The organism is Streptomyces sp. NPDC053673 (assembly GCF_055585225.1).
Genome location: NZ_JBVJKN010000002.1, coordinates 144,193 through 165,931, shown reverse-complemented (window position 1 = coordinate 165,931; position 21,739 = coordinate 144,193). Strand labels below are relative to the sequence as shown.

Sequence of the window (21,739 nt, the reverse complement as noted above, 5' to 3'; positions counted from 1 at the left end):
AACCGAGAAGAGGATCATGAAGCACGAGTACGAGGCCAAGTTCCTGTCCATCGACGTAACCGCCCTCCAGGCCAAACTCACTGCCCTTGGCGCCACGCAGGCATTCCCTCGGATGCTCCTCACCCGCAAGATCTTCGAGAACGACGCCCTCGACAACGGCCAGTGGGTCCGCCTCCGCGACGAAGGCACCCGCTCCACTCTCACCCTCAAGCAGGTCACCGACTCCACCACCATCGACGGCACCACCGAGATCGAGACCGAGGTCACCGACCTGCACGCCATGGCCGACATCCTGCGGCGCCTCGGCCTGCGCGAGGTCCGCTACCAGGAGAACTACCGTGAGGAGTGGCGCCTGGGCGAGGTCGCCGTCGACTTCGACACCTGGCCCGACCTCCCCACCTTCATCGAGATCGAAGGACACGACGAGGCTTCCGTCCGCCAGGCAGCCGCCCTGCTCGACCTCGACTACACCGAAGCCCGCTTCGGCAGCGTCGACGAGATCTACAAAAGCGAGACCGGCCGCGACATCCTCGCCGAACCCACCCTCCTCTTCGCCGACGCCGAGAAGACCGAAGCATCCTCGGCGACTGCCCAGAGCCACTGATCCGGGGTAGCACTGTGCTTACGGAACTCGCGTTACCCCATCGGGTCATCCCCGGCATCGCCGACTTCGCCCGCGACGGCCTCCCGGCTCCGGCAGCCACGGACGACAGCAACCACTGGGTCGACGGGTTCTGCTGGCTCTACTGCGGCCAGCAATGGCCCGCGTCCTGTGGATCGGCCCCGCAAGCGTCGCTGGCGCCCAAGCACCGATGTACGCATGCGGCCCCTGCATCCGCGTCCTCCAGGAACGCGTCTGGCAATCCATCCTCCTCAACGACGATCCCACTCGCACGACGCAGCCAGACGAAGCAGGACCACCCCCTCGGCGACGGGCGGGAAGGCACCGGGGCCCAAGCAAGCTCATCCACCGCCGCTAAGCCCCCGCCCTGGTCACGGCAGCACTCTGCCGATCCCCCGCGGCACGAGCTCCGTGGCCAGGGCGGGTTCACTCTGCCGACTAGTCGAACCAGCGGTCCCGCGCCAGTTCCTCCGTCCGTGACGGGTCCTCCAGCAGCGCCGCGACCTCGAAGCGGCGTGGCCATTGGCCGGCCGCCCAGGCCAGGCCCGCCGCGACGCCCTCCAGGGTGGCGGCGTGGATGACTCCGTCGGGCGTGCGGCGCCAGTCGAGTTCGACGCCGCCCGCCAGCAGTTCCTCGTGCTCCACGTACGAGGCAGGGGTCGAGGGGCCGAGGAGCGCGTGTACCGACGGGGGTACGTCGTGCTCCTCGCCGACCGTCGTCACCTCGGCCTCGACCGCCTCACTGAGCCGCCCCACCTGGAACAGCTCGGCCAGGTCCGCCGCCCGGTCCGGGGCGACCGGCAGCAGCGGGCGGTTCGTGGTCAGGGGGAGCAGATCGGGGGCGTCCGCGACCAGCGCGTCCGAGGCGTCCACGACCCGCACCTCGCCGTCGACGACCGCGCGCAGCTCGTCCGGAAGCGTCACCTGCTCCGGGTCCAGATCGGCCAGTGCGGTGTAGAGGGCGTGCAGCTGGGACGCGGTCACCGGGCGGTCCGGGTCGGCGAGCCGGCCCAGCAGCTCGGCCGCGCCGCCCGGCTCGCCGAGGAGCGCGGCAACGGAAGTCCGCACGCCCAGGGCGTGCAGCACCTGCTCGTCCTCAAAGCCGGTCGCGTCCGCGGAGTCGTACAGGCCGACCAGCAGCGGGTCCCCGCCGGACGCCCGCAGGCCGGCCGGGCGGCGCCCGCCCAGCACCGGGTGGTCGCGCAGCCACCACGCCGTGTACGGGCGCACGGTCTCCGTCGTACCGTCCGGCAGCAGTACCCGCACGGTCTGCGTGAGCGCGTCCCGCAGTGGCGGCTGTGCGAGCAGCGCGAGCGCCCGCGGCCAGTGGTCGTCGTCGACCAGGTCCAGATCGCGTACGGCGACGATCTCGGTCGCGACCGGCGGCACCGGGGTGTCCGGCAGCCGGTCCAGCACGTCCTCGCACCACACGTCGACCGCGTCGAGGAGTCCGGCGTCGTCGGGCTCGGCGAAGTCGCCGTCGCGGGGCTCCAGTTCGTCGGGATCGAGGACGACATCGGTGGCACGTACGAGCGCGAAGTTCGCCAGCACCCCGCAGGCGGCGAGCGGCTGTTCGCCCCAGCGCTCGGCCAGTTCGGCGTCGACGAGGGCGAGTTCACCTTCACGCATGACGGACGCGAACGGGCTGCCGGGCAGGACGAGTTCACCCGCGGGCGCCGGCTCGCCGTCCTCGTCGGGCAGCGCGAGCGCACCCAGCCAGGGCTCGTCCCCCGGCTCCAGGTCCGCGTCCCTGACCAGTGAGAGGACGATCTCCGCCAGCTCCTCGCTGTCCGGCGCGTCCTCGTCCCACATCCCGTCGCCGTCCTCCAGCGACGCCGCGACGGCGGCCCGCACCTGCGGTGTCGTCAGCACCGCGCGGGGGGTCGCGGGCAGCGCGCCCAGCTTCTCCAGGAGGGGATGGGCGGCGTCCGGGTGGGCGACCTTCAGCCCGAACCGGGCGAGCCCGGCAGGGGTTTCGGGCGTCGGCAGCAGGACCTGGCGGGGGCCGATGGTGGTACGGGGGGTCCGCCTGGGTTCCTCTTCCTCGCCCGGATCCGCCAGCGGCACCGGCAGCCCCGACAGCCGCTCGGGGTCGACACCCGCGAGGCTGTCGTACAGCCGCCACCACCACGACGGGTCGCGCTCGATCCCGGCGAGCCGGTCGACCGCCTCGGTCAGCGGGACGCGCGCGACCCCGAGGGTGCGCAGCTCGACCCGGCGCTCCAGCCCGGCGGGCAGCAACGTCGGCAGCACCTCCGCCATGACGCGTACGGTCTCGGCGCCCGCGCCCTCCACGACCTCGGCCTCCAGCGGCCGCAGCGCGACGAGGTCCTCGGACGGCGCGGCCGGGGCGAGGAACGCGACCCGGGGCAGCAGCTCCAGAATCGCCGCGCGCAGCGCGCCGTCCAGTTCGCCCTTGCCGAGCGGGCCGGGCACCAGGTCGATGGTGCCGGTGCTGACGGGCTGCCAGTCGCCGAGGAGTTCGGCGTACGCCTCCGCCGCTCGCCGCACCAGGAAGTCGGTGAGCGGGCCGGGGGCCGGGTGCCTCCGGGCGGTGTCCAGCGGGAGCGTGGCGATGAGCAGCGCGGGTACGCCGAGAGGTTCGTCCGTCGGGGTGGGGGCGTGGACGACCGGCGCGGTCGCGGGATAGACCGGCAGGCCCTCCCCGTCCACGGGCACGGCCCATGTCACCGCCCAGTGCGGCCGCAGCCGCTCCTCGACCGGCCGGTCGGCGAGCAGCGCGGGCTCGATCGCCCCATGGCGGCTGGCGACCCGCCAGCGGTTGACGCCGCGCGCGGTGTCGTCGACGTGGACGTACGGGCCGTGCTCCGAACGGCGCAGCGCCCGTACCCCTTCCGGGGTCTCCACGACCACTTCGCCCAGGCCGGGCAGGGTGAGCAGCAGGGCGTCGTCGATCCCGGCGAGCAGCCGCTCGATCAGGTCCTCGGCGGTGCCGTCGCGCAGTGGCAGGATCACGACGGTGTCGTAGCCGTCGGGGGCGGTGCCCTCGGCGGGCAGCGGCAGCCGCAGCAGCGGTACGTGGCCGTCGCGGCGGCGCAGCTCGTCGCCGAGGCCGGGGCTGGCCTGCGCGGTCTGCTGGGCGAGCTCGCGGGCCTCCGCGAGCGACCACCTGACCCCGCCGTGCCGGCCGACGACGGCGGGCTCGTCACTGACGGCGAGGACCGCGGCGAAGCCGACGCCGAACCGGCCAACGGCGCCCTGGTCGTGCTCGCGCTTGGCCGAGGCCCGCAGAGTGGAGAGCGACTCGACACCCGCGGCGTCCAGCGGCGCGCCGGTGTTCGCCGCCACCAGCACGGCGGGCTCCGTGCCCCGGCCGGGCCGCAGGGTCAGCCGCAGCCGCCCCTGCACTTTGGCGCGGGCGGCGGCGTCCGCGGCGTTCTGGGCGAGCTCGACGACGACACGGTCGCGGTAGCCGCCGAGCGCGAGGTCCTCCTCGGCGTTGGCGTCCTCCCGGAAGCGGGCGGGACTGGCCCCCCACGCGTCGAGCACCCCACGCCGCAGCCGCGCCGTCCCGAACGGGTCGGCCCCCTCGGTCGTCCTGACGCTCACGCCTGTCTCCGCTCTCTGGCTCTGTTACCGGTGTACCGCTGAACCGCCGGCTGCGCCGCCCACCGCTGCTCGACGCCGCGGCCCGAAGGTACCGCGTACCGCGGGAAGCTCTTCTCCTCGCCCGCCCCGCACGGCTGGAAAAGACCCCGGAAGAGATTTCAGGTACTCCGCGCTGGAGCGCGTGGCCGCCGACCCGTCCAAGGTCGTCATCGAGCACCTGGTGGACGGTGTGTGGGAGCGGCTGCCGGTGTCCGTGGGCGACGCCAAGAGCGTAGGGGCGACATTCACCCGTCCTGGCCTGGCCCTGGCCGTGGCCCCGGCCCTTCCCTGCCACTGGCCCCGGCCCTGGCCGTGGCCCCGGCCCTTCCCTGCCACTGGCCCCAGCCCTGCCCGTGGCCCCAGCCCTGGCCTGCCACTGGCCCCGGCCCTGGCCGTGGCCCCGGCCCTTCCCTGCCACTGGCCCCAGCCCTGGCCGTGGCCCCGGCCCTTCCCTGCCACTGGCCCCAGCCCTGCCCGTGGCCGGACGCTGTCCTGGTCTAGGAGTGGCCCAGATCGTCCGGCGACGCCGCGTCCACGTGGTCCGGGACCGACCCGCTGTCCGGGGCGGGCCGGAGCGGGAACTCGTCGGGACGCATCGAATCCAGCACCGGCGGCGCGGGCCGGGGAGGCTTCGGCATGACCGCCGCCTCCGAGTGCCCGCCGCACCCGTACGAGAGCGACACGACCCGCCCGTCCGCCGGCGAGAACTCGTTCGCGCACACCCCGAAAGCCTGCTTGAGCGACCCGCCCAGCGGCATCAGGAACCCGCACGACACGCAGGTCGCGGGCGCCGCCTGCGCCATCGGCGTCTTCGCGCCGTACGACTCCTCCCAGCGGTCCGCGGCGACATGCAGCCCGTAGCGCGACAGCACCCGCGCCCGCCGCATCCCGAGCTCCTCCGCGACGGACGAGATCGCACCGCGCGACGGGGCGCGGGAGACGATCTCCGCGTCCTCCGCGTCGACCCGGTCGGCCATCTCGCCGGAGACCGGCGAGTTCGGCGGGGGCACGTCCTCGCCCGTGTACCCGGGCTCCAGCCGCAGGTCCTCGGCCTCGGTCGGGAGCAGATCTCCCGGCCCCATGTCCCCCGGCCGCAGCCGCTCGCTCCACGGCACCCACTCCGGCGCCAGCAGCGCGTCCGGCCCCGGCAGCAGGACCGTCTCGTCGAGGGTGACCACCTTCGCGCGGGACGCCCGGGCGACGGTGACGGCCCAGCGCCACCCCTTGTAGCCCGGCTCCTGGCACTCGAAGAGGTGGGTGACGACCCTGTCGCCCTCGGACACGAGCGAGACATGCTCGCCCACCACCCCCGGCGCGGCTGCCTCCTCGGCAGCTGTCCGCGCGAGGTCTACCGCCTCGGCGCACAGACGGTCGGGGGTACGGCTTCGCGTCGTCGCAGCACTCACAGGTCTCGCTTCTCTCCTACGCCGTCTCACGGGTGCGCCGGCCGATTCGCGATGTACGGGCAGCGGGCGGAGCGGACCAGTGGGCCGCATCGACGTCCGCGCCCGGGCAATCCGTCTCGGGCACACCTACCGTCACCCATTCTGCGGGATGGCGAAGAGGCGCGCGGCCGAGAACTACCGCCGGTGGCGCGCTACGCACGCTACCCCCTCCGTGGCGTGCCGCCCACCTGCCCGTCCGAATCCCGGTTCGGGTCGAAGGCGCTTAGGGCACTATGACGACGTGGCAGCCGCGAGGTCGTCCGACGGTTCCGGGCCGCTGAACAGGGCGGGCCGGGCGGTCGGCCGTGCTCTGCACCTGCCGTTCACCGGTACGGCGAAGGGTATTCGCCGGGCGACCCACGCCCATGGGGCGGGCGAATCCGGGCTGGGCAAACTCATCGAGCTGCACGCGGTCAACGGCGCCGGCGATGTCATGATCACCGTCGCGCTCGCATCGACCGTCTTCTTCTCGGTGCCCACCGACGAGGCCCGCGGGCGCGTGGCGCTCTATCTCGCGATCACTTTGGCGCCGTTCGCTCTGCTCGCCCCTGTGATCGGCCCGCTTCTGGACCACATTCCGCACGGCCGCCGCGCCGCGATGGCAGGCGCGATGATGACCCGGGCGGTACTGGCGCTCACCATGTCGGGCGCGGTCGCCACGGGCGGCCTGGAGCTGTATCCGGCGGCGCTCGGGGTGCTGGTGGCGTCGAAGGCGTACGGAGTGGTCAGAAGCGCCGTCGTCCCCCGGCTGCTGCCGCCCGGGTTCGCCCTCGTGAAGGCGAATTCCCGGGTGACCCTGGCCGGGCTGGTCGCTACCGGGATCGCCGCGCCCGTCGGCGCCGCGCTGCAGCGGATCGGCCCCGCCTGGCCGCTGTACGGGGCGTGCGCCGTCTTCGTCGCGGGCACCTTCCTCGCGTTCAGCCTCCCGCACAAGGTCGACTCGGCGAAGGGTGAGCGCAAGGCGCACATGCTGACGCACGGCGAACGGAAGCCGAGCCTGCGCACGGTCGGCCCGTCGGTGCTGCACGGACTGCAGGCGAACGCGGCACACCGCATGCTCTCCGGGTTCCTGATCTTCTTCCTCGCGTTCCTGCTGCGGGTGCATCCGATGGCCGGGCAGAGCGCGGCGGTGTCGCTGGTCATGGTGGGCATCGCGGCGGGTGTCGGAAATGCCTGCGGTACGGCGATCGGCGCGTGGGTGAGGAACCGCCCCCCGGAGGTGATCGTCGCCACGGGCCTGTCGCTCGCGCTGTCGGCGGCGATCCTCGCGGCCGTGTTCTTCAGCCCGTTCATGGTGGCGGTGCTGGCCGGGGTGGCGGGGCTCTCGCAGGCGCTGTCGAAGCTGTCGCTGGACGCGATGATCCAGCGGGACGTCCCGGAGTCGGTACGGACGTCGGCGTTCGCCCGTTCGGAGACGCTGCTGCAGATGTCGTGGGTGGTGGGTGGAGCGATCGGGATCTCCCTGCCGCTGAACGGAGTGCTCGGCATGGCGGTGGCGGCGGCGATCCTGGCGACGGGGGCGGCGCTGGCCCTGCACGGCCTGCTGGTGGCCTCCCGGCGCAGCACACTGCCCCCGTCGCACCGGGTGAGCACCGCACCCCGGGTGCAGTGACGCCCGGCGCCCCGGGCACGGTGCCCCGGGTGCAGTGACACCCGGCGCCCCGGGCACGGTGAGGCTCGGCGCCACGCCGCACCCCCGCGCTGCGGGACACCGGGGGCCCGATAGCCTTCGGACCATGACCGTTGCGTTCTTTACCGGCAAGCACCGCCGGGCCGCCGCCGCCCTCGGTGCCGTGTCCGCCGGCCTCCTCGTACTCTCCGCCTGCGACAAGCCGACGCCGATCGCGACCGTGACGGTCGGGACCGAGTCGGTCCACTCCGAGGCGGCCTGCTACAACGACGGCAATGCCATCAAGGAGTCGCTGGCCCAGGGCTGCCTGAACGAGAAGGCCGAGAAGTCCATCGACGTCGCCTCGGACGACAAGATCCGGTTCGGCGTCGACCCGGAGATCGCCGAGAACGGCTGGACGATCTTCATCGGTGGTGAGCGTGCCGAGCAGGAGCCGTACCACAAGACGTACCGGACCATCCCGGCCAGCGCGTTCTTCACCAGCCCGACCGGTGAGGCCTCCAGCACCGCGCAGGTCTCCATCGTGGAGACCTCCGGCAAGAAGCTGACCGGCATCTGGCACTTCAAGCTGAACAAGGTCTGAGCCGGCCGGCACCACCCAGCCATGCGCGTACTCGTCGTGACCGCGGTGCCGGCGGAGGCGGACTCCGTCGCCGCCGGCCTCTCCGCCCACGGCGCGTCCACCACCCACCCCCTGCCGGGCGGCCACGCCCTGCGCCGCTGTGCGGGCGCGGGGGTCAGCGTGGACGTCATCCCGGCGGGTGTGGGCCCGGCGGCCGCGGCCGCGGCAACGGCGACGGCGCTGACCGCGGCGGCGTACGAGCGGGCGGGCTCACGCGCGCACGGAGCCGCCGGACAGCACCCGGGCCCGCCCGCGGGAGCAGCCGGTCCGGCTGCCCGTCCCGGCTACGACCTGGTCGTGTCCGCCGGGATCGGCGGAGGGTTCCAGCCGGTCGCGCCGGTCGGCGCGGTCGTCGTGGCCGACGCGATCGTCGCGGGCGATCTGGGCGCACAGACGCCTGACGGATTCCTCGCCGTCGAGGAGCTGGGTTTCGGGCGGTCCGTGCATGTGCCGTCGCCCCTGTCGGGCCCGATCGCCAAGACTCTGAACGCGGTGTACGGGCCCGTCCTCACCGTGTCCACCGTCACCGGCACCGGCGCGCGTGCCGCCGAACTGATCACGCGTCACCCCCGGGCCGCCGCCGAGGCGATGGAGGGCTTCGGGGTCGCCGAGGCCGCCGCCGCGCACGGTGTGCCCGTCGTGGAGATCCGGGCCGTGTCGAACGCCGTCGGCCCGCGCGACCGCTCCGCCTGGCGGATCGGCGAGGCGCTGGAGTCCCTGCGGCACGCGTTCGGGCTGCTCGGCCCCGTCTTCGAGGAGGAGTCCGGATGACACCCCGGAGGATCCAGATCGCTTACTCTCCCTGCCCGAACGACACCTTCGTCTTCGACGCCTGGGCGCACGGCCGGGTCCCCGGCGCGCCCCGTCTCGATGTCACGTTCGCCGACATCGACATCACCAACGGCATGGCCGAGCGCGGCGAGTTCGACGTCCTGAAGGTGTCGTACGCCGTACTGCCCTACGTCCTCGACGAGTACGCGCTGCTGCCCTGCGGCGGGGCGCTGGGGCGGGGCTGCGGCCCGCTTCTGCTGGTGAGGGAACCAAGAGAACCAAGGGAACCAAAGGAACACGGCCTCACCCGCGAACCCTGGTCCGCCGCCGACCTCGCGGGGAAGACCGTCGCCGTGCCGAGCGAGAAGTCGACGGCGTATCTCCTGTTCCGGCTGTGGGCGGCGGATCTGGTGCCGGAGGGCGTGGGCCGGATCGTCGTCCTGCCGTTCCACGAGATCATGCCGGCGGTACGGGACGGCAAGGTGGACGCCGGGCTCGTCATCCACGAGGCGCGGTTCACCTATCAGAACTACGACCTGCACTGCCTTGCCGACATGGGCGAGCACTGGGAGTCCACGACGGGTCTGCCGATCCCGCTCGGCGCGATCGTCGCCAAGCGGTCGCTGGGCCCGGAGATGCTGACGCTGCTGGCCGAGTCGGCTCGTACGTCCGTGCGGATGGCGTGGGACGACCCGGTGGCGTCCCGCCCGTACGTACTGGAACACGCCCAGGAGATGGACCCGGCGGTGGCCGATCAGCACATCGGGCTGTACGTCAACGAGTTCACGGCCGGCCTCGGCGAGAACGGCTACGCCGCGGTCCGCGGACTCCTCACACGCGCCGCGGCCGAGGGGCTGGTGCCGCCCCTCGGCCCGGAAGCGCTGTCGTTCGTCTAGTTGTCGTTCGTCCAGTCGTCGTTCGTCCGGCGCTCGTTCGTCCGGACGCGCCGAACGCACTTCATCCGGCTGTCGGTTTCGGCTAGTGCCGCAACCGGCAATGTTTGCCCGTCAAGGAGCGTCGTCCGGTGCATGGGGTCTCCCCAGGCCCGCAGGGCCGAGGGGAAGCATCGCAAGGCGGCCAGAAGTCCTTGTAGCGGAGCTACCAGGGCTTTTGGCCAACGCAGCGAGGGTGCGTGCCGGGCGGCGCGACAGGGCAAAGCTTGCCGGGAGGGGCACTAGACGTCGAGCTGGTCGGCGACCGCGCGCAGCAGGCCCGCGATCTTCTTGCCGTGGGCCTTGTCGGGGTAGCGGCCCCGCTCCAGCGACGGCGTGATGTTCTCCAGGAGCGTCGTCAGGTCCTGCACGATCGACGCCAGTTCGTCCGGCTTGCGGCGCTGGGCGGCGGCGACGGACGGGGTCGGGTCCAGGACCGTCACCGAGAGCGCCTGGTCACCCCGCTGACCCGCGACGACGCCGAACTCGACCCGCTGCCCCGGCTTCAGGCTGTCGACTCCGTCAGGAAGCACCGACGAGTGGACGAAGACGTCGCCGCCGTCGTCGCGGGAGAGAAAGCCGAAGCCCTTCTCGCTGTTGAACCACTTGACCTTGCCGGTAGGCACGTCTGTCCTCGTCCTCGTACTCGTCGGGATTTCGAAAACGCTCGGAATCCGCCCGGATTCCACTCGGAAACCGTTTGGAACCGCTCGCAAAACTGCTCTGGATAGCACTGCAGCGGGTCGCCCGACCCGCCACCACACAAGGCTAATGGTCCGGGGGCCACTGACAAGACGTCCCCGGCGGTTCCTACGCGCTGGGAACTACCCTGGTCGGGTGACTCATGAAACCCAAGCCAATTCGACCGGCCCCGGGGACGGGCTCGTCCGTGTCGGCGCGATCGTCTTCATCATCGGTGCGGTGGCCACTCTGGTCACGGTGGCCCCGCTGTTCCTCGGTACGGATCCGTTCCCGACGGCCGCGTACCTCGTGAGCATGCTGATGGGCGTCGGGTTCCTCGTCGCGGGCGCGGGCGTGCTGCGGTCGATCGCCGCGCAGCGCCGTCAGGCACGCTCCTCCGCGTAGGCGCATGTGTCCGCGTACGCGTCGGCGTACCCGCCGAGCCAGGCCGGGAACGCGGTGAGGTCGGGCAGGACCACGTCCGCCCCGGCGTCCCGCAACTCACCCTCCTCGCACGGCCCGGTCGGCACGGCGACGGAGAGCACTCCCGCGGTACGGGCGCCACGCACATCCCCGGTGTGGTCGCCGACGTACATCCGCGCGTCGTGCTCGCGCAGCGCCTCCGCCTTGGCCTCCGCCCACAGCCAGCCGATCACCTCGTCCGGCTCGATGCCGAGGTGGGCGAGGTGCAGCCTGGCGTTCGGCTCGTGCTTGGCGGTGACGACGATCGCCCGGCCGCCGAGCGCCTGGACCGCGGCGACGGCTTCACGGGCGCCGGGCATCGCGGGGGTCGGCGTGATGGCGTGCGTGGGATAGATCTCGCGGTAGCGGTCGCCCATCTCCTGGATCCGGTCGTCCGGAAACCAGTGCGCGAGCTCCTCCTCCAGCGGCGGTCCGAGCCGGGTGACCGCGAGATCAGCGTCGATCCAGACGCCCGTCTCGGCGGAGAGTGCCTGGTAGGCGGCCCGGATACCGGGGCGCGAGTCGATCAGGGTCATATCGAGGTCGAAGCCGACGGTGAGCGGTGGTGTCGCGGTTTCCGGAGCCATGCGGGCCATTGTGCCCGCAAGGCGCCGTCGGCCGGCGCATACACTCAGCCAACCCTTACCAGCCTCACCAGCCTCCCTATGGGTTTCGATGTCAGCCGCCGCCTTCAGGACCAGACGCGTGTTCGCGACGGCGGCGGCCGTCGTCGGACGAGCTGGTCGTCGGGACACTGCGGCTGCCGCGGATGGTGGTCGGACTGCTCGTCGGCGCGGCCTTCGCGAACAAGATCCTGGACGAACTACGGGCGGATCTGACGAAGTAACCCTCAAACACCGGCCGCTGGCCGATGAGCCGTCCGGCGCTTCAGGGTTGAGCCCGTCCGGCGTTCGAGGACGGACACACCGGCCCACGTTGACTGGGGCGACGAGCCCGCTCGTGGAGCCAGGGCCAGAGCTCGGGCCGAGGCTCTGAGGGCTCCGGAGGACCGGCGGCCCGGGGGTCTCAGGCCCCGGATCACTTCCGTCGTGCGCGCCAGACCAAGTACAGCGCCGTCGCCAGCGCCGCCCCCCGCACCACCCACGGCCAGGTCGACGACAGCGCCTCGCGCATCGCCTCGCCGCCCCGCGGGATCGGTTCGCCCCAGCGGCCGTCGACGCGGCCCCAGAGCCAGATCGCGGCGCCGGTGGCGACGGCGGCGGGGAGACCGATGACCGCCCCCTTCGCTTCCCTGCGCGAGAGGGTGCGGGAGGCGTACGCGAGGAGCCAGCCGCCGGCCAGGGCGATCCAGGAGCCGAGCACCGTGCCGACGGCCAGGAGCACGGCGGCGAAGAGGAGCAACGGATTGCCCGGCCGCGCACCGCCGGTGCGGCGGCGGAGCCGCGGACGCCACCGGCGGCGCGCAGGACCCGTCTCCCCCGCCTCGGACTCGCCGTACTTGTCGGACTCGCCGTACTTGTCGGAGTCCTTGGAATCCTCGGCCCCCGCCCTCTCCCCCTCCGCCCGATCCGTCCTGCGCGGAGGCTTCAGAATCTCCGGGATCTCCACTCCGCCGACGAATCCGCCGATGTCGTCCCCCTGTCCCCCGTGCCCCCCGTGGGGCCCCGGTTCGACCCGCCACCAGTCAGGTGCGACGCCCGCGGACGGGCCGAGCTCGTCCATCCCGGCCAGGTGCGGGGGCGACGCGGCGGTGGACGGCCGGGTGCCCTTCGCGTCCTTCGCGTCCTTTCCTTCCGACCTGCGCGTACGCGGCATGATCCGCCGGCCGGAACGGGTCCGCTGCTCCGGCACGGCAGGCACCGAGGGCGCGGCGGGTGCGGCCGGGGCACCGTCCGCCGCCGCGTCCACCACCTCGTCCGGCGTCCCCAGCCGCCCCAGGATGCGCCGGACGGCCGCCGGGCTGTCCGTCTCGTATTTCGCGCGCTGCCGGTCGATCTCGTTCCGCAGCGACGACACGAGCCGCATCCTGGTGCCGGAGGGCAACTGACGCTGCTGGGCCAGGTCCCCGACCCGGCTCAGATAGTCGAAGACAAGCTGGTCGCTCTCGATCCCCACGGACGCCCCTCCACAGCGCGCCCGGTATCGGAGGGCGCCTGACCCGACGTTAGCGCGGCGACAGGGGCTAACGTGGGGCGGATGGGGACCGGTGAGCTCGATCGGGAGGCGCACGTGCCCACAGGAACGCCCGCGGAAGCATCCGCACGTACGGCCGGCGCGGCACCGCGCACGCTGGCCGAGGCGCTGCGCACCCGCGGCGACGAAGGGCTGGCGGCGCTGCTGCGCGCCCGCCCCGATCTGCTGTCCCCGGTCCCTAACGACCTGACCCAGCTCGCCACCCGCGCCGGCACCCGGGCCTCGGTGGTCCGGGCGCTGGAGCGGCTGGACCGGTTCACGCTGCAGACCGCGCAGGCGCTGGCCGTGGCCGCCGAGCCTGCGTCGTACGACACGGTCCGCGCGCTGCTGGCCGGGGACGACGGCGACCCGGCGGTCGAGGCGGCGCTGCCCCGCGCGGTGGGCGTGCTGCGCGAGCAGGCGCTGGTGTGGGGCGACGACGAGCGGCTGCGGCTGGTGCGTACCGCGCGCGAACTGCTCGTGCCGTCCCCGGCGCACCCGTCCCCGACCGGGCTCGGCCCGACGGTCGCCGAGGCCACCGCGGGCATGTCGCCGGGGCGGCTGCAGGAGATCGTCGCCACGGCGGGGCTGCCGACGACCCACGACCCGGTGTCCGCGGTCGCCGCGCTGACCGCGCTGTTCACCGACCGGGAGCGGATGACGGCGCTCCTGGACACGGCTCCGCCCGAGGCACTGGCGGTGCTGGACCGGCTGGTGTGGGGGCCGCCGTACGGAGAGGTGACCGCCGATCCCACGCCGCCGGTGCGCTGGCTGCGGGACCGGGGGCTGCTGCTGCCCACGTCGCCGCGGACGGTGGTGCTGCCGCGCGAGGCGGCGCTGCATCTGCGCGGCGGGCGGGCCCACCAGGAGCCGGAGCCGGTGCCGCCGGAGGTGGTGGTCGCGGCCGAACACCGTCCACAGATTGTGGACAGTACGGCCGCGGGGCAGGCGTACACGGCGCTCGCGACGGTCGAGGAGCTGCTGAAGGAGTGGCAGACGGGCGGCCCCGCGGTGCTGAGGGCGGGCGGGCTGAGCGTCCGTGACCTCAAGCGCACGGCAGCGGCGCTCGGCGCCTCCGAGCAGATCGCCGCGTTCTGGATCGAACTGGCCTACGCGGCGGGGCTGCTGGCCTCGGACGGCGAGGCGGACGAGCGGTTCGCGCCGACGCCCGCGTACGACGAGTGGCTCGACCTCCCCGCGCCCGCGCGCTGGACATCGCTCGCGACGGCCTGGCTCACCGCGACCCGTACGTCCGGACTGATCGGCGGCCAGGACGCCAAGGGCCGTACGCTCGCCGCGCTCGGCCCCGATCTGGACCGCGGCCCGGCGCCCGAGGTGCGCCATCGCGTCCTGACCCTCCTCGCGGACCTTCCCGCCGGCTCCGCCCCGGTCCCGGAAACCGTCCTCGCCCGCCTGCGCTGGGAACGCCCGGTACGCGCCACGTCCCCGGAGGCTCCCGACCTCCGTTCCCGCATCGCCACCTGGACCCTCACCGAGGCCGAACTCCTGGGCATCACAGGCCGCGGCGCCCTCGCCACGGCGGCCCGCACGCTCCTGGGCGAGCCGCCCGCGCCCGCCGGCCCGGCAGCCACGGCCGCCGCGTCCGCCGCGTCCGCCGACCAGGGAGCAGGCTCCGCCGAAGGCGCCCACAGCCACGTCGTACTCGCCGCGCGTGCCGCGCTCGCGGCCGCCGCGATCGCCCCCCTCCTCCCCGAGCCGCTCGACCACGTCCTCCTCCAGGCCGACCTCACCGCCGTCGCGCCCGGGCCGCTGGAGCGGCCGCTCGCGGAGGCGCTTGGGGTGGTGGCGGACGTGGAGTCGAAGGGTGGCGCGACCGTGTACCGGTTTACGCCGGGGTCCGTGCGGCGGGCGCTGGACGCCGGGCAGGCAGCGGCCGATCTGCACACGTTCCTGGCACGGCACAGCCGTACGCCCGTACCGCAGCCGCTCAGCTATCTCATCGACGATGTGGCCCGTAAGCACGGCCACCTCCGTATCGGTGCCGCCTCCGCCTACGTACGCTGCGACGACGACGCGCTGCTGGACGAGATCCTCGCCGACCGGCGCTCGCACGGGCTGCGGATGCGGCGCCTCGCGCCCACCGTGCTGGCCGCCCAGGCCGACCCGGCCACGCTGCTCGAAGGGCTACGGGACATGGGGTACGCGCCGGCCGCCGAGTCCGCCGAGGGAGACGTGCTGATCACCCGCGCGGACGCCCGCCGCACCCCGCACCGGACCCCGCCCGCGCCCGTCCCGGACGGGCCGCCCGTGCCCGACGACACGCTGCTCGGCGCCGCGGTGAAGGCGATCAGGGCGGGCGACCTGGCCGCCACGGCCGTACGCAAACCCGCCCCGCACACCGCCGACGGCGAGCTTCCCCGCACCACTCCCGCCGAGACCCTCGCGACCGTCCAGGCCGCGGCGCTCACCGGCTCCGCGATCTGGATCGGGTACGTCAACGCGGACGGCGCCGCCAGCCAGCGCGTCATCGCACCGGTCCGCGTCGAGGGCGGCTTCGTCACGGCGTACGACCACACGGCCGACGAGGTCCGTACGTACCCGCTGCACCGCATCACCGGAGTCGCCGAACTCGCGGACGAACCCGCCTGACGAACCCGGCCCGCTGATCTGAAGCACGGGCCAGGCGCCACGGCGGGGTGGCCGAGATGGTGTGGCCGACGCCACCCGCCCCCACCGCCCGATAAGGCAAACTGGAGGTTTGGCTGCACGGGACCGGCCGCGACCGCACGGGACCGCACGGCGCCATGAGGAAAGGGCACACGCGTGAACGGACCACTCATCGTCCAAAGCGACAAGACTCTCCTGCTCGAGGTCGACCACGAGCAGGCGGACGCGTGCCGTCGCGCCATCGCCCCGTTCGCGGAGCTGGAGCGCGCGCCCGAGCACATCCACACGTACCGCCTCACCCCGCTCGGCCTCTGGAACGCGCGCGCGGCCGGGCACGACGCCGAGCAGGTCGTGGACGCGCTCGTCGAGTTCTCGCGCTACCCCGTCCCGCACGCGCTGCTCGTCGACGTCGCCGAGACGATGGCCCGTTACGGCCGCCTGACACTCCAGAAGCACCCCGCCCACGGACTGGTGCTGAGCACGACCGACCGGCCCGTCCTGGAGGAGATCCTCCGCTCCAAGAAGATCCAGCCGCTGGTCGGCGCCCGGCTCGACCCGGACACGGTCGCCGTGCACCCCTCCGAGCGCGGCCAGATCAAGCAGACCCTGCTGAAGCTGGGCTGGCCCGCCGAGGACCACGCCGGCTACGTGGACGGCGAGGCCCACCGCATCGACCTGGACGAGGCGGGCTGGGCCCTGCGCCCGTATCAGAAGCAGGCCGTCGAGGGCTTCTGGCACGGCGGCTCGGGCGTCGTGGTGCTCCCCTGCGGCGCGGGCAAGACCCTCGTCGGCGCGGGCGCCATGGCCCAGGCGAAGGCGACGACCCTGATCCTCGTCACCAACACGGTCTCGGCCCGCCAGTGGAAGCACGAACTGATCAAGCGCACCTCGCTCACCGAGGAGGAGATCGGCGAGTACAGCGGCGCGAGGAAGGAGATCCGCCCGGTCACCATCGCCACGTACCAGGTGCTGACGACGAAGCGGAAGGGGATCTACCCCCACCTGGAGCTGTTCGACTCCCGCGACTGGGGGCTGATCGTCTACGACGAGGTCCATCTGCTGCCCGCGCCGGTCTTCAAGTTCACGGCCGACCTCCAGGCCCGCCGCCGGCTCGGCCTGACGGCGACGCTCGTCCGCGAGGACGGCCGTGAGTCGGACGTCTTCTCGCTCATCGGCCCCAAGCGCTTCGACGCACCGTGGAAGGAGATCGAGGCGCAGGGCTACATCGCGCCCGCGGACTGTGTCGAGGTCCGGGTCAATCTGACCGACTCCGAGCGGCTGGCGTACGCGACGGCGGAGACCGAGGAGAAGTACCGCTACTGCGCGACGACGGAGACGAAACGCCGTGTGACCGAGGAGCTGGTCCGCAAGCACACGGGCCAGCAGACCCTGGTCATCGGACAGTACATCGACCAGCTCGACGAGCTGGGCGAGCATCTGGACGCCCCGGTCATCAAGGGCGAGACGCCCAACTCGCAGCGCGAGAAGCTCTTCGACGCGTTCCGGAACGGCGAGATCAGCGTCCTCGTGGTGTCCAAGGTCGCGAACTTCTCGATCGATCTGCCCGAGGCGACCATCGCCATCCAGGTCTCCGGCACCTTCGGCTCCCGTCAGGAGGAGGCGCAGCGCCTCGGCCGCGTCCTGCGCCCGAAGGCCGACGGCCACAAGGCGCACTTCTACTCGGTGGTGGCCCGCGACACCATCGACCAGGACTTCGCGGCGCACCGCCAGCGCTTCCTGGCGGAGCAGGGATACGCGTACCGGATCATGGACGCGGACGACCTGCTGGCGGACTGACGTTCATGGACTCCGCCCGCCACCACGCAGGGTGCTAGGGCGTGTTGCGACCGGCAATGTTTGCCTGACGCGACAGGGCAGAGCTTGCCGGGAGGGGCACTAGCGAGTACCGGCGTGCGTACTCGTTTCCCGGGCCGTGCGCTGCACGGGCAGCGCGGCGGCGTCCGTACGGGCCCGTAGCGCCGCGAGGACCAGCACCGCCACGCCCAGCGGCGGATAGGGCGACGCCAACGGCTGCTGCCACCACGGCAGTTGGCGGTCCAGATCACCCGCGTGCGGTACGAGCCACATGGTGCGGGCCAGGAACAGCACCGTCACCAGCACGGCCGTGCGCCGGTGGCCCTCGGCGACGAGCACCGCCAGCAGCGGGACGCACCACACCCAGTGGTGGGACCAGCTGGTCGGCGAGACGAGCAGGGCGGTGAACGCGACGGCGAGGACGGCCCAGGGCTCCGGCGCGCGGCGGGCGATCCACAGCCCGGCGACGGCCGTCAGCACTGCCGCGGCCACCCACACCCCGCCCGGCTCCTCCCGGTGCAGGACGCGCGCGAACAGGCCTTGCAGCGACTGGTTGTCGACGATCCACGCCATGCCTGCCCGGTCGGCGTCGAAGATCCGCCGGGTCCAGAAGTCGGCGCTGGCCTCCGGCAGGACGAGCGCGCCGAGCAGCACCGTGCCGGCCAGCGAGGCGAGCGCGGTGAGCCCCGCCCGTACCCGCCCGGTGATCAGCAGCAGGACGATGAAGACGGCCGGAGTGAGTTTCACACCCGCCGCGACGCCGAGGGCGAAGCCCTTGCCGAGGGCCCCGGGCGAGCGGGACAGGTCCCACAGGACGATGCAGACGAGGGCGAGGTTGATCTGCCCGAAGAGCAGGGTCTGGAAGACGGGTTCGAGCCACAGCCCGAGCGCGATCGCGCCGAGAAGGTACGGAGCGGGGGCGGCCGGCATGCCGGCGAAGCGGCAGGAGAGCCGTACGAGCAGGGCGAGGAGCAGCGCGTTGCCGGCGACGAAGGCGACTTTGAGCACGGCGACGGGAAGCCAGGTCGTCGGCACGAAGAGGATCGCGGCGAAGGGCGGATGGGTGGCGGGCACCTGCCACTCGGTGACGGTGAACTCGTACAGATCGGTGCCATGCGCCACGGCCGCGCCCTCCGCCCGGTAGACGAGGGTGTCGGCCATGGGGATGTGCTGGGCGACGCAGAGAACCGCCAGCGCGGAGAGCGACAGAACGAGTGCGAGGGCGCCGCCTGCTGCGTTCAGTGAGCGGGAGGTCACGTTCCGGTACGGGTTCGTCACGGCCGCGACCCTAGTCGATCAGCGGGGCACCGGCGGAGTCGGGGGCAGCGGCGAAGTCAGAGGTAGTGGGGTAGTGGCGGAGTCGGAGGTGGCGGCGGGGTCGGAGAAACAGCGGCACAGTCGGAGGTGACGGCGGACCGGAGAAACAGCGGCACAGTCAGAGGTGACGGCGGACCGGAGAAACAGCGGCACAGTCAGAGGTGACGGCGTACCCGGAGAAACAGCGGCACAGTCAGAGGTGACGGCGGACGCCGGCCTCTTCGCTGTACTCCCCGAGGACCGCCACGCCGAACGCCGTGGTCATGAAGACCTTGACCGCGCGCAGCATGTCGCCGAGACGGTGCGCGTGGTGCGCTGCGACGCCGGTGGCGGTGGCGCCGTGACCGGGCCGGGTGGCTGGGTTGAAGGTGGCTGAGCTCATGTGTCCAGGATGCGATTGCAGCGCCCGGAACACATCGACCTGCGGTCTGAACCCTGAACCGGGACGCGTACGACTTCGGATATACGACGTCCCCTACGGGGCGGACCCCGCCCCGCGAAAAACCATTCGCCCGGGCTCGGCGGACTGACTACAATCGCCCGTCTTGCCCGCCTCCCTCGCAGGAGTGCCGCCGTCCGGACGGAAACCGGACGCGCAGCCATGCCGTAAGTCCAACGTACCTTCGGAGGCCGCGCCGTGCCCGCGCACGATCCACTCGCCCATGAACGCTCCCATCTGACCGCTTCCCGCGCCGCCCTGCGCGCGATGCGCGAGGACGTCCAGGCCCTCGACATTCGCGATGTCACGGCGAACTGGGTCAACGCCGCGGTCCTGGAAGCCCAGATCAACGAGCGGATCAAGGCCCTGGCCGACCTCGCCCACACCCCGCTGTTCTTCGGACGCCTCGACTATCTGCTCACCAGGCAGGAGGGGCAGCGCTTCTACATCGGGCGTCGGCACGTCCATGACTCCGACGGCGACCCGATGGTGATCGACTGGCGCGCGCCGGTCTCGCAGCCGTTCTACCGGGCCTCCAGGAAGGACCCGATGGACGTCGGCCTGCGCCGCCGCTTCGGCTACACGGGCGGCGACCTCACGGCGTACGAGGACGAGCACCTCACCGACCCCACCGAGGGCGAGCGGACCAGCAAGCTGCTCCAGGCGGAGATCGAGCGGCCGCGCGTCGGACCGATGCGGGACATCGTCGCGACGATCCAGCCCGAGCAGGACGAGATCGTACGGTCGGGCCTGGTCGGCACGGTGTGCGTCCAGGGCGGCCCCGGCACCGGGAAGACGGCTGTCGGCCTGCACCGCGTCGCGTACCTCCTCTACGCGCACCGGGAGCGGCTGGCCCGTACCGGCACGCTGGTCATCGGGCCGAACCGGTCCTTCCTGCACTACATCGAGCAAGTCCTGCCGGCCCTCGGCGAGTTGGAGGTCAAGCAGGCGACCGTCGACGACCTTGTCGCCCATGTCGAGGTGCGGGGGACGGACGCGGCCGCCGCGGCGGTCGTCAAGGGCGACGCCCGGATGGCGGAGGTGCTGCGGCGCGCCGTGCGCTCCCACGTGACCATGCCCGTCGAGCCCCTCATGGTGGTCCGCGGCTCGCGGCGCTGGCGCATCCCCGCATACGAACTCGAAGAGATCGTCCAGGAGTTGCTGGACCGGGACATCCGCTACGGCGCGGCCCGCGACGCCCTCCCGCAGCGCATCGCGCACGCGGTGCTCGTCCGCATGGAGCAGTCGGGCGAGGCACCGGACGACCGGGTCCAGGACGCGGTCGCGCGTAACGCGGCGGTGAAGGCGGCGGTCAAGGCGATCTGGCCGCCGGTCGACCCGGCGAAGCTGGTGCTCCGGCTGCTCTCGGAACCGGACTTCCTGGCCGAACACGCGGACGGGGTGCTGACCGCCGACGAACAGAAGGTGATCCTCTGGGCCAAGCCCCCGCGCTCGGCCCGTACGGCTCGCTGGTCCGCCGCGGACGCGGTCCTGATCGACGAGGCGAAGGATCTCGTCGAGCGCACGCACTCTCTCGGGCATGTGGTCCTGGACGAGGCGCAGGACCTGTCCCCGATGCAGTACCGGGCGGTGGGCCGCCGCTGCACGACGGGCTCGGCCACGGTCCTGGGCGACCTGGCGCAGGGCACCACCCCGTGGGCGACGGCGAGCTGGTCCGAGGCGCTGTCGCACCTCGGCAAGCCCGACGCGGCGGTCGAGGAGCTGACGGCCGGCTTCCGTGTCCCCCGCGAGGTCATCGCGTACGCGTCCCGTCTGCTGCCCCACATGTCACCGGGCCTGGCGGAGGTCCGCTCGGTCCGTGAGTCCCCCGGCTCCCTGGAGATCCGCGCGTCGGGAGACGACGGCGACGTCGTCACCGCCTGCCTGTCGGCCCTCCGCCACGAGGGCTCCATCGGCCTCATCGCGGCCGACGCCCGCGTCCCGTCCCTCGCGGCGGCCCTGACCGCGGCGGGCCTCCCGTACCTGGCCCCCGGCGAGGAGACGACCCCCGACGCCCGCCTGACCCTGGTCCCGGCGTCCCTCGCGAAGGGCCTCGAATACGACTACGTGGTCCTCGACGACCCCGCCTCCATCGTCGCCGCCGAACCCGACGAACGCACCGGCCTGCGCCGCCTGTACGTGGCTCTGACCCGCGCGGTCTCGGGCCTCACGGTGCTCCACGCGTCCGCACTGCCGTGGCAGTTGACCTGAGGCCCACGGCGGTTCGTGCCCACCCACCGACCCGCACCGGACCGACGACCGGAACGGAAACAAGACCCCGCACGGCCCGCAGTCGGGAGACGGCCCCGGGGCGGGGCCGTGCAGGGTCGGCCCCGCAGGGACCGGCGGAAGTACCGGGCGATCCCGCGGTACCGGCGCCCCGCCGGTCCCGAGGAGTCGAGCCCGGAGGGGCCCCGCCCCACCACCCACCGGCAGCGGCCGCATCAAGCCTGTCTGGGGTCCGCCCACGCCGCAGGGCGTAGGGGGAGTTTGAGGACGGACACACCGGCCGCGCCCACCGCACCGAGCACACCGTCACCGCACCCCACCGGAAGCGCACCGCACCCCACCCACCGGCAGCAGCCTCATCAAGCCCGTCTGGGGTCCCCCCACGCCGCAGGGCGTAGGGGGAG

Annotated in this window: 16 protein-coding genes; 9 read left to right on the top strand and 7 right to left on the bottom strand. The window is 72.9% G+C overall.

Annotated features, from left to right (window positions below; genetic code table 11):
• Positions 1 to 16: 16 nt before the first annotated feature.
• On the top strand, positions 17 to 604 hold the full coding sequence (locus tag ACZ6ZQ_RS03955; RefSeq protein WP_469766960.1) for a class IV adenylate cyclase: 588 nt from the start codon (positions 17 to 19) through the stop codon (positions 602 to 604).
• 456 nt (positions 605 to 1,060) lie between these two features.
• Here ACZ6ZQ_RS03955 and ACZ6ZQ_RS03950 read toward each other — a convergent pair whose 3' ends face one another.
• Complete coding sequence (locus tag ACZ6ZQ_RS03950; protein ID WP_469766959.1) at positions 1,061 to 4,192, bottom strand: sacsin N-terminal ATP-binding-like domain-containing protein; 3,132 nt, start codon at positions 4,190 to 4,192, stop codon at positions 1,061 to 1,063.
• Positions 4,193 to 4,728: 536 nt separating this feature from the next.
• Positions 4,729 to 5,637, bottom strand: a complete 909-nt coding sequence (locus ACZ6ZQ_RS03945; RefSeq protein WP_469766958.1) for a DUF3027 domain-containing protein — start codon at positions 5,635 to 5,637, stop codon at positions 4,729 to 4,731.
• Positions 5,638 to 5,917: 280 nt separating this feature from the next.
• Between ACZ6ZQ_RS03945 and ACZ6ZQ_RS03940 the strand changes: the two genes are divergently transcribed.
• From ACZ6ZQ_RS03940 to ACZ6ZQ_RS03925, 4 genes are all read left to right on the top strand, one after another.
• Positions 5,918 to 7,288 (top strand): MFS transporter, encoded by a 1,371-nt coding sequence (locus ACZ6ZQ_RS03940; protein WP_469766957.1) that lies wholly within the window; start codon positions 5,918 to 5,920, stop codon positions 7,286 to 7,288.
• Between the two features lie 124 nt (positions 7,289 to 7,412).
• Positions 7,413 to 7,889, top strand: coding sequence for a DUF2771 domain-containing protein (locus ACZ6ZQ_RS03935; RefSeq protein WP_469766956.1), 477 nt, complete (start codon positions 7,413 to 7,415; stop codon positions 7,887 to 7,889).
• A 21-nt stretch (positions 7,890 to 7,910) separates the two neighbouring features.
• The gene (locus ACZ6ZQ_RS03930; protein ID WP_469766955.1) at positions 7,911 to 8,699 is read left to right on the top strand and encodes a futalosine hydrolase; all 789 of its coding nucleotides are present in this window, start codon (positions 7,911 to 7,913) and stop codon (positions 8,697 to 8,699) included.
• Positions 8,696 to 9,595: a 1,4-dihydroxy-6-naphthoate synthase gene (locus ACZ6ZQ_RS03925; protein ID WP_469766954.1), complete on the top strand. Its 900-nt coding sequence runs from the start codon at positions 8,696 to 8,698 to the stop codon at positions 9,593 to 9,595. Before ACZ6ZQ_RS03930 ends, ACZ6ZQ_RS03925 begins: the two co-directional genes overlap by 4 nt.
• A 278-nt stretch (positions 9,596 to 9,873) precedes the next feature.
• On the opposite strand, the gene ACZ6ZQ_RS03920 is transcribed toward ACZ6ZQ_RS03925, so the two are convergent.
• A complete protein-coding gene (locus tag ACZ6ZQ_RS03920; RefSeq protein ID WP_385414414.1) occupies positions 9,874 to 10,257 on the bottom strand; it encodes a cold-shock protein in 384 nt (127 codons plus the stop codon).
• A gap of 211 nt (positions 10,258 to 10,468) precedes the next feature.
• Between ACZ6ZQ_RS03920 and ACZ6ZQ_RS03915 the strand changes: the two genes are divergently transcribed.
• On the top strand, positions 10,469 to 10,717 hold the full coding sequence (locus tag ACZ6ZQ_RS03915; protein WP_453659565.1) for a hypothetical protein: 249 nt from the start codon (positions 10,469 to 10,471) through the stop codon (positions 10,715 to 10,717).
• Here ACZ6ZQ_RS03915 and ACZ6ZQ_RS03910 read toward each other — a convergent pair.
• Both ACZ6ZQ_RS03910 and ACZ6ZQ_RS03905 read right to left on the bottom strand, forming a co-directional pair.
• A complete protein-coding gene (locus tag ACZ6ZQ_RS03910; RefSeq protein WP_469766953.1) occupies positions 10,696 to 11,361 on the bottom strand; it encodes an HAD family hydrolase in 666 nt (221 codons plus the stop codon). The two genes, ACZ6ZQ_RS03915 and ACZ6ZQ_RS03910, sit on opposite strands and share 22 nt — an antisense overlap.
• A gap of 451 nt (positions 11,362 to 11,812) precedes the next feature.
• Positions 11,813 to 12,850 carry a hypothetical protein gene (locus ACZ6ZQ_RS03905; RefSeq protein ID WP_469766952.1) on the bottom strand — a complete coding sequence of 346 codons (1,038 nt, stop codon included), beginning with the start codon at positions 12,848 to 12,850 and terminating at the stop codon, positions 11,813 to 11,815.
• A gap of 81 nt (positions 12,851 to 12,931) precedes the next feature.
• Here ACZ6ZQ_RS03905 and ACZ6ZQ_RS03900 point away from each other — a divergent pair, with 81 nt between their 5' ends.
• On the top strand, positions 12,932 to 15,517 hold the full coding sequence (locus ACZ6ZQ_RS03900) for a helicase-associated domain-containing protein (protein ID WP_469766951.1): 2,586 nt from the start codon (positions 12,932 to 12,934) through the stop codon (positions 15,515 to 15,517).
• 174 nt (positions 15,518 to 15,691) lie between these two features.
• On the top strand, positions 15,692 to 17,332 hold the full coding sequence (locus ACZ6ZQ_RS03895; protein WP_469766950.1) for a DNA repair helicase XPB: 1,641 nt from the start codon (positions 15,692 to 15,694) through the stop codon (positions 17,330 to 17,332).
• Positions 17,333 to 17,431: 99 nt separating this feature from the next.
• Here ACZ6ZQ_RS03895 and ACZ6ZQ_RS03890 read toward each other — a convergent pair whose 3' ends face one another.
• Both ACZ6ZQ_RS03890 and ACZ6ZQ_RS03885 read right to left on the bottom strand, forming a co-directional pair.
• A complete protein-coding gene (locus ACZ6ZQ_RS03890; protein ID WP_469767307.1) occupies positions 17,432 to 18,511 on the bottom strand; it encodes a glycosyltransferase 87 family protein in 1,080 nt (359 codons plus the stop codon).
• Positions 18,512 to 18,860: 349 nt separating this feature from the next.
• The gene (locus ACZ6ZQ_RS03885) at positions 18,861 to 19,049 is read right to left on the bottom strand and encodes a hypothetical protein (RefSeq protein ID WP_469766949.1); all 189 of its coding nucleotides are present in this window, start codon (positions 19,047 to 19,049) and stop codon (positions 18,861 to 18,863) included.
• A 324-nt stretch (positions 19,050 to 19,373) separates the two neighbouring features.
• Between ACZ6ZQ_RS03885 and ACZ6ZQ_RS03880 the strand changes: the two genes are divergently transcribed.
• A complete protein-coding gene (locus ACZ6ZQ_RS03880) occupies positions 19,374 to 21,317 on the top strand; it encodes a HelD family protein (RefSeq protein WP_469767306.1) in 1,944 nt (647 codons plus the stop codon).
• The last annotated feature ends 422 nt before the right edge of the window (positions 21,318 to 21,739 follow it).